Below are 12344 nucleotides of genomic sequence, written 5' to 3'. Positions count from 1 at the left end.
CCTGATAATGATAGTAATTATCGTTATCGATCTTATTTGGATATGTTAGCATGTGCAGCCATCGAATGGATATTGAAAAAGTACCTGGTAAGGCTCTGTAATGAATCGACAATCATGGCTGCTCAATCTCAGCCTGTTAAAGACCCACCCTGCATTTCGTGCAGTCTTCCTCGCCCGTTTTATTTCCATTGTCTCTCTGGGGCTACTCGGCGTAGCGGTTCCGGTACAAATCCAGATGATGACCCAGTCGACCTGGCAGGTCGGTTTGTCGGTGACGCTGACCGGCAGTGCAATGTTTATTGGCCTGATGGTGGGCGGTGTGCTGGCCGACCGCTATGAGCGTAAAAAAGTGATCCTGCTGGCGCGTGGTACCTGTGGCATTGGCTTTATTGGCCTGTGTTTGAATGCGTTACTTCCCGAACCGTCGTTACTGGCAATTTATCTGCTTGGCTTATGGGACGGTTTCTTTGCTTCGCTGGGCGTGACTGCTTTACTGGCAGCGACGCCAGCGCTGGTCGGGCGGGAGAATCTGATGCAGGCCGGGGCGATTACCATGCTGACGGTGCGTCTGGGATCGGTAATTTCACCGATGCTTGGCGGGGTGTTGCTCGCGACCGGCGGCGTGGCCTGGAACTACGGACTGGCGGCGGCGGGAACCTTCATTACCTTACTACCGTTGCTGAGTCTTCCCGCGTTGCCGCCTCCGCCGCAGCCGCGTGAGCATCCGCTGAAATCGCTGCTGGCAGCATTCCGCTTTCTGCTTGCCAGCCCGCTGATTGGCGGTATTGCACTGCTCGGTGGTCTGTTAACCATGGCGAGCGCCGTCCGCGTGCTGTATCCGGCGTTGGCGATTAACTGGCACATGTCGAGTGCGCAAATTGGCCTGCTGTATGCGGCTATTCCGCTGGGGGCAGCCGTGGGTGCATTGACCAGCGGACAACTGGCGCACAGTCTTCGTCCGGGACTGATCATGCTGGCATCGACCGTGGCTTCATTTCTGGCTATCGGTCTGTTTGGCTTGATGCCCATTTGGCAGCTTGGGGTTATTTGCCTGGCGCTGTTTGGCTGGCTAAGTGCGGTCAGTTCGTTGTTGCAGTACACCCTGTTACAGACGCAGACGCCGGAAGCGATGCTCGGGCGAATTAATGGTTTGTGGACCGCACAGAACGTCACCGGCGATGCGATTGGCGCGGCGTTGTTAGGTGGCCTGGGCGCGATGATGACGCCAGTTGCTTCGGCAAGCGTGAGTGGGTTTGGGCTGGTGATTGTCGGTCTTTTACTGCTGCTGTTGTTGGGAGAAGTGCGCCGATTCCGGCAAGTCCCCGTGAATGTCTGATCGCGTTGTGCTCTACGGATTGTAGGCCGGATAAGGCGTTAGCCGCATCCGGCGCTGGCAATTAAAACAGAGCCGACAGACGTTGCAGCAGCAGCATTGCGCTGTAGTAGTCGAGACGGAAGGTTTCCGTACCCAGGGCGTAAACACGTTTATTTTGCACGGCTGGCAGATGCGCCAGAAGCGGATTAGCGTAAATAGCATCGGCATCTTTGCTGTCGCCAGCAAACAGGAACAGCGCTTCGCCGTTCAGGCCTGCCGCCAGGTTCTCACCGCCAAGCTGGATGATATCGTGGCGTTTGCCCTGACTCTGGCTGGTATGCAAGTTGGCAGGCAGCGTTGCCAGCGTGAACCCTAACTGCTCCATCAGCTTGCCTTGCGCTGACTCAGGCGTCCACAGGTTGGCGCTGTGCGCCGCGGCGGTATATACCAGCGCGCTGACCGGCTGTGGTGGCAGGGTAATACGTTGCTTAACTGCCTGTAGTTGCTTATCAAACTCGGCAATACGCGCAGCAGCCTGTTGCTCCTGACCGGTAATTTCACCTAACTGGGTCAGCAGCGACTGCCAGCTTTTATCGTCGTAATTAATGATGAGCGTTGGCGCAATGGTGGACAGCTGATCGTACAGCGCGAGGGCAGAATCGCCCCCGGTGGCGCTTACCAGAATCAAATCCGGCATTTGAGCTGCGACGGCCTCAGCGCTCGGTTCGCCGATATACAGGCGGCTCAGTTTGCGTTCTTTTGCCACTTCGCTCCACTGGCGTAAAAAGCCCTGCGCATCGCCGATGCGATTGTTCGGCGTAGTGGCACCGCTGGCGATGACCGGGGCATCAATCGCCAGCAGCGAACCGGTGAGGGTCACGCTGGTGGAGACAATTCGCTGCGGTTTATGCTCCAGCGTATGCGTGCCGCGGCTGTCAGTAACCTGACGCGGCCAGTCGGCGGCGTGACCTGAAGAAATTCCTGAAAGAGATAAACCTGCCAGTAAGAGCACGGTGCGGCAAAAAGAGGGGAGACTCACGAATCAGCTTCCTGTTATCAGTATAAGTAATGCTTCTCATTTTCATTGTTAGTGAGCAAGGATGCAAGCCAAAGTCGCACATTGTGCTACCACAAGAGTTGACATACCGCCGCTTTACTTTTAGGTTAGCGACCGAAAATATAAATGATAATCATTATTAGAGCCTTTATCATTTTTGGAGGATGATATGGATACGTCACTGGCCGAGGAAAAAACGCAGACTATGCCGACGCTCGCTCCCGACAGTTTTTTCTTTATGTCGCCGTACCGTAGTTTTACGACGTCAGGATGCTTCGCCCGCTATGCGGAACCGGCAATTGATGGCGACTCGCCAGACAGCCCTTTCCAACAGAAAATGCTCTCACTGTTTGCTGATGCCAAATCGCAGGGCATTGCGAACCCCATCATGGTCGGGGCGATCCCTTTTGACACCCGCCAGCCATCATCGCTGTTTATTCCCCAATCGTGGCAGAGCTTTTCTCGTACGGCGAAGCAGCAGTCATCACGTTATTTTAACGCGCATCAGTCGCTGAACGTCGTGGAACGTAAATCGATCCCGGAACAGGACTTTTTTGAAGATATGGTCGCCCGGGCGGCTGCGCTGACGTCTACTCCGGAAGTCGACAAAGTGGTGTTGTCACGCCTGATCGATATCACCACCGATGCCAACATTGACAGTGGTGCGCTGCTGGAGCGTCTGGTGGCGCAAAATCCAGCGAGCTACAACTTCCATGTGCCGATTGAAGACGGCGGCGTATTGATTGGTGCCAGCCCGGAATTGCTTCTGCGCAAAGAAGGCGAGCGTTTCAGTTCTCTGCCGCTGGCGGGCTCTGCACGTCGTCAGCCTGATGATGTGCTGGATCGCGAAGCAGGGATCCGCCTGCTGGCATCTGAGAAGGACCGCCATGAGCACGAACTGGTGACGCAAGCTATGAAAACGATATTGCGCGATCGCAGCCGTGAACTACAACTGCCTTCTTCTCCGCAGCTGGTTACTACGCCGACGCTCTGGCACCTCGGCACGCCGTTTGAAGGTAAAGCCAACGCGCAGGAAAACGCCCTGACGCTGGCGTGCCTGCTGCACCCGACGCCTGCGCTGAGCGGCTTCCCACATCAGGTTGCGCGCAAGCTTATCGCCGAGCTGGAGCCGTTCGATCGCGAACTGTTCGGCGGTATTGTCGGCTGGTGTGATGCCGAAGGTAACGGTGAGTGGGTGGTGACGATCCGCTGTGCGAAGCTGTTGCGCAATCAGGTGCGTTTCTTTGCCGGAGCAGGAATTGTTCCAGCCTCTTCCCCGGTTGCGGAATGGCGTGAAACGGGGGCCAAGCTCTCCACGATGTTGAATGTTTTTGGACTGCATTAAGAGCCTTGTGGACTGGTTTTAAGGAGCAATAATGAGTATTCCATTCACCCGCTGGCCGGAAGAGTTTGCCCGCAGGTATCGTGAAAAAGGTTACTGGCAGGATTTGCCGCTGACCGACATTCTGACCCGTCACGCCGACAGCGACCATACGGCGGTTATTGATGGTGAACGCCATCTGAGCTATCGCCAGCTGAATCAGGCCGCTGACAATCTAGCCTGCAGTTTGCGTCGCCAAGGGATTAAACCCGGTGAAACCGCGCTGGTACAACTGGGCAATGTGGCTGAGCTATATATCACCTTCTTTGCGTTACTCAAGCTGGGCGTAGCTCCGGTGCTGGCCCTGTTCAGCCATCAGCGTAACGAACTCAACGCCTATGCCAAACAGATTGAACCGGCGCTGCTGATTGCCGATCGCCAGCATACGCTGTTTAGCGGGGACGATTTTCTAAACGCTTTTGTGGCCGAACACAATTCAGTGCGCGTGGTGCAACTGCACAACGACGAAGGTGAACACAATCTGCAAACGGCGATAAGCCAACCTGCGACTGATTTTACGGCTACACCGTCGCCCGCTGATGAGGTGGCGTACTTCCAGCTTTCCGGCGGGACGACCGGGACGCCAAAGCTGATTCCTCGCACTCATAACGATTACTACTACAGCGTGCGTCGCAGCAATGAGATTTGCCGCTTCACCGGGGAAACGCGTTATTTATGCGCAATCCCGGCGGCGCATAACTACGCCATGAGTTCGCCAGGCGCGCTGGGCGTGTTCCTGGCCGGAGGCACCGTCGTGCTGGCGGCCGACCCTAGCGCTACCCTGTGTTTCCCGCTGATTGAACAGCATCAGGTGAACGTCACGGCGCTGGTGCCACCTGCGGTGAGCCTGTGGTTGCAGGCGATTGCGGAGTGGGGCAGCAATGCGCAACTGGCTTCGCTGAAACTGCTACAGGTCGGTGGAGCGAGACTTTCCGCCACGCTTGCGGCGCGTATTCCGGCTGAGATTGGCTGCCAGTTGCAGCAGGTCTTCGGCATGGCGGAAGGGCTGGTGAACTACACCCGTCTGGACGACAGTCCTGAGCGCATCATCAATACCCAGGGGCGCCCGATGTGTCCTGATGATGAAGTCTGGGTAGCAGACGCTGACGGCAACCCCTTAGCCCAGGGAGAGACCGGACGCTTGATGACACGTGGTCCGTACACCTTCCGTGGTTATTTCAAAAGCCCTGAGCATAATGCCAGCGCCTTTGACGCCAACGGCTTTTACTGTTCCGGCGATCTGATCGCTATCGACCCGGATGGCTACATCACCGTTCAGGGACGCGAAAAGGATCAGATCAACCGCGGCGGGGAGAAGATCGCTGCTGAAGAGATTGAAAACCTGCTGCTGCGCCATCCAATGGTTATCCATGCCGCGCTGGTCAGTATGGATGACGAACTGATGGGCGAGAAAAGCTGTGCCTGGCTAGTGGTAAAAGAGCCGCTGCGCGCGGTTCAGGTGCGCCGTTTTCTGCGCGAACAGGGTGTGGCGGAATTCAAATTACCCGATCGTGTTGAGTGCGTTGAGTCATTACCGCTGACTCCAGTGGGGAAGGTAGATAAAAAACAATTACGTCAGTGGCTGGCATCACGTTCACTGGCCTGAAGGAGAAATAGAAATGGCAATTCCTAAACTGCAGGCTTATGCGCTACCAACGGCGCTTGATGTTCCGGTGAACAAAGTCGACTGGGCATTTGACCCTGAACGCGCCGCGCTGCTGATCCACGACATGCAGGATTATTTTATCGGCTTTTGGGGCGATAACTGTCCGATGATGGAGCAGGTCGTCGCGAACATCGCCGCGCTGCGCCAGTACTGCAAAGAGCATAATATTCCGGTGTATTACACCGCTCAACCGAAAGAGCAGAGTGATGAAGACCGCGCTCTGCTCAATGATATGTGGGGACCGGGCCTGACGCGTTCGCCGGAACAACAAAAGATTGTTGAGGCGCTGGCGCCGGATGAAGCGGATACCATTCTGGTGAAATGGCGTTATAGCGCATTTCATCGCTCCCCGCTTGAACAGATGCTCAAGGAAACCGGGCGTAATCAACTGATCATTACCGGGGTGTATGCGCATATTGGCTGTATGACCACCGCAACGGACGCTTTCATGCGTGACATCAAGCCGTTTATGGTTGCCGATGCGCTGGCAGACTTTAGCCGTGACGAACACTTGATGTCGCTGAAATACGTGGCGGGACGTTCCGGGCGTGTGGTTATGACCCAGGAATTATTACCGACGCCGGTTCCGGCCAGTAAAGATGCGTTGCGCAGCGTTATTCTGCCGCTGCTGGATGAGTCTGAAGAGCCGATGGATGACGAAAACCTGATCGACTATGGGCTGGATTCCGTGCGCATGATGGCGCTGGCGGCGCGTTGGCGTAAGGTTCATGGTGATATTGATTTCGTGATGCTGGCGAAAAAACCGACCATTGACGCATGGTGGGCTCTGCTCTCCCGCGAGGTGAAGTAATGGCCGGATTTGATTTTGCCGGGAAAACCGTCTGGGTAACCGGGGCGGGAAAAGGGATTGGCTACACCACGGCGCTGGCGTTTGCGAATGCAGGTGCTGAGGTGACTGGATTCGATCGCGAATTTCCTCAGGATAACTACCCGTTTACGACCGAAGTGCTGGATGTGGCGAATGCCGGACAGGTAGCTGAGGTGTGCCAGCGCGTCCTCAAAGCGCGCGAGCGTTTGGATGTGTTGGTCAATGCCGCAGGTATTTTGCGTATGGGTGCCACCGATGCGCTAAGCGCTGAGGAGTGGCAGCAGACGTTTGCGGTTAACGTTGGCGGAGCGTTCAATCTGTTTCAGCAGACGATGGCGCAGTTTCGTCGCCAGCAGGGCGGGGCGATCGTGACCGTCGCGTCGGATGCGGCGCACACGCCGCGTATCGGCATGAGTGCTTACGGTGCGTCAAAGGCCGCGTTGAAAAGCCTGGCTCTGACCGTCGGACTTGAACTGGCAGGCAGCGGTGTGCGTTGTAACGTGGTTTCTCCGGGGTCGACCGATACCGACATGCAGCGTACGCTGTGGGTCAGCGATGACGCGGAGCAACAGCGCATTCGTGGATTTGGCGAGCAGTTTAAGCTTGGGATTCCGCTGGGGAAAATCGCCCGGCCGCAAGAGATCACCAACACTATTTTATTCCTCGCTTCCGATCTGGCCAGCCACATTACATTACAGGATATCGTGGTGGACGGCGGTTCCACGCTGGGGGCATGACGATGATCTGGAAACGTCATTTGACGCTGGATGAACTCAATGCCACCAGTCAGAACACGATGGTGGCGCATCTGGGAATGGTCTATACACGACTGGGTGATGATGTGCTGGAAGCCGAAATGCCGGTGGATAGCCGAACGCATCAGCCGTTTGGCCTGCTGCATGGCGGCGCGTCGGCGGCCCTGGCGGAAACGTTGGGTTCGATGGCGGGTTATCTGATGACGCGCGACGGGCAGTGTGTCGTGGGGACGGAACTAAACGCCACGCATCATCGGGCGGTATCGCAGGGGAAAGTACGCGGCGTTTGTCAGCCGTTGCATCTTGGGCGTCAAAATCAAAGCTGGGAAATCGTCATCTTTGATGAGCAGGGACGACGCTGCTGCACCTGCCGTTTAGGCACGGCGGTTATGGGGTGAAAGATAAAACGCGTCTGAGCATACCAGACGCGTTTTTGTGTAGATTACCAGCTATAGTGCAGGTTAACGCTGCCACTGAGATCGCTGAAATCGTTGTTTCCTTTCTGCCCTGTTGCCTGCGCGCTAATGTTCCATTGATTGTTGATAGCGGCCTGGATCCCGAGTTTTATTTCAGCGCGATCGGCGGGAAGATCCAGGTTTACCGCGGAGTTATCAAAGGATACCGCCATATCATCGGTCATATGTAGCCAGTTGACTTCGGCGAATGGCTGAAGAATCGCATTGGTTGTCGGTGACGAACCCTCGACGCGAAGACCGAGGCGAGTGGTCCAGTTTTCGCTATTTTGACCGTCAATACGCGTATTGTGTGCTTGCACGCTGTCCGCTTTGTAGCTTTGCCAGACAACCTGTAATTGCGGTATCAGACTTAACGATTGGTTACTGGCGAAGTCCATCGTATATCGATAGCCGCTTTCCAGAGAGAGCGCGTTGGCGGTTGAGTCGTAATGTGTTGTTCCTGCATCACCGTTTTCAACGCTATTATCGTAGAAACCATATTGATACCAACTGTCGACATACCAGCCACGATGACGCATAGCATCAGCATACCAGGTTGCGTAAACGCCCAAATTGTAGCCGTCGATATCTCCGGTGGCTGAAAACTGACTGCCATCTGCGCCGCGGTTTCCTGTGCTATCTGTACTGCCATTGATATAGCTTCCCATGAGTCCCAGCGTCAGACTTTGCTGACCGTTGTTCCAGGTGGCGATATCCCCGCCAAGTTGGAACCGGACGTAATCGCTGTCCATGTCGACATTTCCATCCGCAGCAGTAGAGTCCGTGTTTCCTCCTTTTACACGTAGCCATAAGTCACCTTCATGTGAACGATACTGGCTATCCTCACGGTCGAAAAGCGTTTGCATTTGTAGCTCGCGAGCCAGCCACTGATTCCCCAGATAAGCGCCGATATCGGCACGGTATTGTGGATTTGATGGTTTACTGTCGCTGCCGCCGTCGTCGGGGTCGACAGGGGTTACGTCGCTGCCGCCGTCATCTGGGTCGACAGGGGTTACGTCGCTGCCGCCGTCGTCGGGGTCGACAGGGGTTACGTCGCTGCCGCCGTCATCTGGGTCGACAGGGGTTACGTCGCTGCCGCCGTCATCGGGGTCGACGGGGGTTACGTCGCTGCCGCCATCATCGGGGTCGACGGGGGTGACGTCACTGCCATCGTCGTCAGGATCGACGGGAGTAATATCTCCCCCGTCATCGGGTGCCTCCGCCTGTGAGCGCAAATACCAATTTTCATTATCTTCGTATAAGCGATATTCGTACGGCCCAATCAGGACCCGATTGCCCAGCGAGAAAGCATCATCTGTTGATGTACCGCCAACATTCACAATTTCAATACCCTGGTCGGTGAATGCGCCTTCCCCTCCAGCCTGGTTGATGTACAGCGTGGTTTTACCGTCCACGTCACCCGATACAATCAGTTCATCGGTCGGCGAGCTATCGTCGCCTAAATAAGTATTGAGTGTCAGGTTACCGCCATTGCCGGTGTAGTTGCCGTTAATAGTCAATGTATTGCCCGGCGTCGTCCCGGAGCTTGCGATACTGCCCTTGTTAGTGACATTACCGTTTATGATAAAACTGCTTTGGGCGGCAGTATTATCGCCAAAGCGTAATGTTCCAGCGTTGTCCACGTTGCCGTTAACGGTGCCATTGCCACCTAAGGTTGAACCCTTCCCGATAGTGACATACTGCTGACTGCCTGCGGCGCCAATAACGCCTGTCTCTGTTAGCCATAACGTCCCCTCCTGCACGGCGGTGGTACCGCTATAGGTGTTATTCGACGTCAGAGTGAGTGTGCCTTCTCCTTTTTTGGTCAGGCTCTTACCATCCCAACCGCTGCGCGTGTCTGATGCGACGTCTTCCAGTTGGCTATTGACAGTAAACTGCTTGCCGCCATCGAGGGTGAATGTGCCGTGAGCAGGGGTGGCGACGGAGCCAGACTGTCCGGCATACCAGCTCAGGCCAACACCCAATTGGTATTGGGTGTTATCTGTGGCGCTGATTTGTCCGAATACTGACAGGTAATCCGGCATTGAGTCAGTATCCGTTGATAAGCTGGCAAAATCTCCGGTGATTGAAGAGTCTGTATCAATCAACGTAATGGCTTCAATGTCTTGTAATTGAGCGTCAGAGGTGAGTGTGCCGATATCCAGCGCGTTGCCGCTATTACTGATATGTAAATCACCGCCTAACGCAATCTCACCCCCGGTAATCAATGGTGCGCTATTGGCGCTAGCCAGGGCTGCTGCGCTAAGATCAACATTCAGGATGCTACTTTCCTGCAACGTCAGGCTATTAGCATGTAATGTGCTGTCGGCTGCCAGTTCTACGGTACCCGCATTGTCCAGCGATGTCAGGGTTGAACTGTCAGTAACGAGCCATTTTCCTTGATCGGCGAGCGTAAGGCTAAGCTCAGAGTCCAGGCCCCGGGTGTTAAAGTCGTGATTGATGGATGTTGCGCCCTCAAAATAAGATCCCGCATCCATTGTCAGATTGATATATCCCCAGCCGCTGTTAACGATGTCGCCGATAATCGTCATTTTTCCCGTACCGTTGATGGTGCCACCGGGCAATATATTGCTGCCGGACGACACTTTAGGTACCCAGATAGCGATTCCATCGTCGTTGGTTTTAATCGTTGTGTCACCACTCAGATTGACGATGCCGCCCTGTTGAACCATAACGCCAGAAGCGTTGCTGGCTCCTGTCATGTCGATGTTCATGTTGCTGGCATTAATAATGCCTGCGCGGGTAAAACTGTTATCGCCTATAGCCGAAAGCCCGTAGGAATTGGCTCCGTTCATAATGATGTCGGTATTGGAGATATTAATAGTTGAACCACTAAATTGTGCTGATGCGCCATAGCCTCCCGAGGCATAAATTGTGTTTCGATTATCCTGAGAACCGTTGAAATTGATCGTTGATGGGTCAGAAAAAGATGTATTGGCTATCAGCCCGTACGTTTTGGCGGTGTCGCTTCGTCCGTCGATCGTACTGCCTTCACCAATATTAACGACGGTGGCATACATGCTACTTTGGGCTGTTATCGCTGTTCCTTGCGCTGTTTTTACCGTCAGGTTATCCGCGTCAAGTTCCCCGTATCCTCGGCCAGTGAGGTAAATAGTTGATGCCGTTCCGGTGGCGCTGATGGAACTGCCGGAACCGAGATCTACCAGACCTCCCTCTATACGGATACCTTCGGTTTTGCCGCCGGTCACTTCAATTGTCAGGTTTTCGGCATGTGCTGCGGCAGTGACGTCTTCTTTTTTTGTCGCCGAATAATCTCCGACAAACAGACCATATCCTTCGGAAAAGCCTGCCACTGTTATGGTCGAATCGTGGCCAAAGTCGATGTTGCCTGAGATGTCTGCGCCGCGGCCACTTGTGTGTCCTGTAGAGGTAGTGGATACATCGATCGTCAGGTTATTAGCAGCGATCTGACTTCCCCTTCCTGACGTCAATCCATAGGCCGTTCCACCTGGAGTGGAGAGCGTTATCTTACTGCCTTCACCAAGATTAATATGGTTGTTTGACCCTGTCTGGATTCCATAAATCATCACAGTATTTGCTGAGTCTAACGTTGTGACATCAATAACCAGGCCGTTCGCGTTGAGCGTTGTATCTTTGCCGAAATAGAGACCACTGCCTCTCTCGGTACCACTGTTGATTTCTATGTGGGTGTTGTCTCCCAGATTGAGCGTGGTTTTCTCTGCCCTGGAGGTATCGATACCCGTCGCTTTACCGGCGGAGTTGGAGGTTACATGAATGGAACCGCCATCCATGGTGAATGTATTACCGCCATCATAGAAAAAGACACCGGTGCTATTTCCGCTCAGGGATTCAACGTTGATTTTGCTTCCTTGCCCGAAGTCGAGAGATGAATCCATACCGTGAATATAAACACCATAGGCGGTGTTGTTACTGGCAACGTTAATTAATAGATTGTTGGCATCGATGCGAGTACCTGGATTTACTTTACTAATGTAAACACCATTTGTTGAGCTTGTGGTGGTTGAACCGGTATCGGTTACGTTAATCTGTGTATCGTTTCCTAAATCATTTATTACACCGTTATCGAGTTTAACGCCGATTGAACCGCTATCCCCCGTAACGTTAATTGATGCCTTACCCTCAATTTGCACTCCTTGACCACCAGTCACGGTGCTATCGATACCCGTCTCTCCTGATAATGACGTTATAGTGTCACCATTGTTCAGGATGATGGTTTCTCCGCTCTGTGGCCCTTTATCTGCGGCAAGGGCGGCGCTGGTCATGATGCCGACGGTTGATAAAAGCACCCCGGCAACGGTGGTTCGTACCCGGTTATCTCCACGAGAGCGTTCTGACACGACGATGAACATGTTTCGCGCGATATTCCAGACAATGCGATAGCATTTATTCATTATTTATATCCTTATAAAATTATGCCGCTATTAATGAATAACATTCTGCGTAAAATGATTTTGGATGTTTCTATGTATGCTTTTGAAATATATGTCAGAAGGTGGTGGTGATGATTTTATGTGATTTCACTTAATCAATGTTTCTTTGGATTATAGGTAGGGGGTATCGCTAAAGGTAGCTTTTGATGTCTGATTTTTTTATCAGGATTAATAAAAGCACTCCATGTATAAAAAATGAGAATATCCTAAGGTTATTCATGGTTTTATAATTAAGGATGTTGCTACTTATGGTTTTAAAATAAGGGCACATCGCCAGAGAGATGAAATGCTAAATAATTATAATTTACTGTAAATGTATCTATGTTGATGATGAATTCTGTAATTGGCCTCCTGGGCAAGCAAAACGCTGGCCCAGCCGCATAAGTAACGTAATTGTTTCAGCTATAGTTGTAGCAAAGGTGATCCAGTTAA

Annotated in this window: 8 protein-coding genes; 6 read left to right on the top strand and 2 right to left on the bottom strand. The window is 53.4% G+C overall.

Annotation, left to right across the window (positions count from 1 at the left end; genetic code table 11):
• Positions 1-100: 100 nt before the first annotated feature.
• Positions 101-1336: an enterobactin transporter EntS gene (gene entS / locus GUC46_RS16935; RefSeq protein WP_048233246.1), complete on the top strand. Its 1236-nt coding sequence runs from the start codon at positions 101-103 to the stop codon at positions 1334-1336.
• Positions 1337-1397: 61 nt separating this feature from the next.
• Here entS and fepB read toward each other — a convergent pair whose 3' ends face one another.
• Positions 1398-2354, bottom strand: a complete 957-nt coding sequence (gene fepB, locus GUC46_RS16930; RefSeq protein WP_003835643.1) for a Fe2+-enterobactin ABC transporter substrate-binding protein — start codon at positions 2352-2354, stop codon at positions 1398-1400.
• A 187-nt stretch (positions 2355-2541) separates the two neighbouring features.
• Between fepB and entC the strand changes: the two genes are divergently transcribed.
• From entC to entH, 5 genes are read left to right on the top strand one after another with little or no spacing between them, the layout of a single operon-like run.
• On the top strand, positions 2542-3717 hold the full coding sequence (entC, locus tag GUC46_RS16925) for an isochorismate synthase EntC (RefSeq protein ID WP_160180522.1): 1176 nt from the start codon (positions 2542-2544) through the stop codon (positions 3715-3717).
• A gap of 31 nt (positions 3718-3748) precedes the next feature.
• The gene (gene entE, locus GUC46_RS16920) at positions 3749-5359 is read left to right on the top strand and encodes a (2,3-dihydroxybenzoyl)adenylate synthase EntE (protein WP_032948773.1); all 1611 of its coding nucleotides are present in this window, start codon (positions 3749-3751) and stop codon (positions 5357-5359) included.
• A 13-nt stretch (positions 5360-5372) separates the two neighbouring features.
• Complete coding sequence (locus tag GUC46_RS16915; protein WP_003022045.1) at positions 5373-6230, top strand: isochorismatase; 858 nt, start codon at positions 5373-5375, stop codon at positions 6228-6230.
• The gene (gene entA, locus GUC46_RS16910) at positions 6230-6985 is read left to right on the top strand and encodes a 2,3-dihydro-2,3-dihydroxybenzoate dehydrogenase EntA (protein ID WP_003022049.1); all 756 of its coding nucleotides are present in this window, start codon (positions 6230-6232) and stop codon (positions 6983-6985) included. Before GUC46_RS16915 ends, entA begins: the two co-directional genes overlap by 1 nt.
• Before the next feature lie 2 nt (positions 6986-6987).
• The gene (entH, locus tag GUC46_RS16905) at positions 6988-7401 is read left to right on the top strand and encodes a proofreading thioesterase EntH (RefSeq protein WP_003022055.1); all 414 of its coding nucleotides are present in this window, start codon (positions 6988-6990) and stop codon (positions 7399-7401) included.
• Between the two features lie 44 nt (positions 7402-7445).
• On the opposite strand, the gene GUC46_RS16900 is transcribed toward entH, so the two are convergent.
• Complete coding sequence (locus GUC46_RS16900) at positions 7446-11873, bottom strand: autotransporter outer membrane beta-barrel domain-containing protein (RefSeq protein WP_160180519.1); 4428 nt, start codon at positions 11871-11873, stop codon at positions 7446-7448.
• Between the last annotated feature and the right edge of the window lie 471 nt (positions 11874-12344).

The sequence above is a fragment of the Citrobacter sp. LUTT5 genome (genome assembly GCF_009905315.1).
Classification (GTDB): domain Bacteria; phylum Pseudomonadota; class Gammaproteobacteria; order Enterobacterales; family Enterobacteriaceae; genus Citrobacter; species Citrobacter freundii.
The sequence above is the reverse complement of the archived record's forward strand: the minus strand, read 5'-3'. Positions and strand labels throughout refer to the sequence as shown.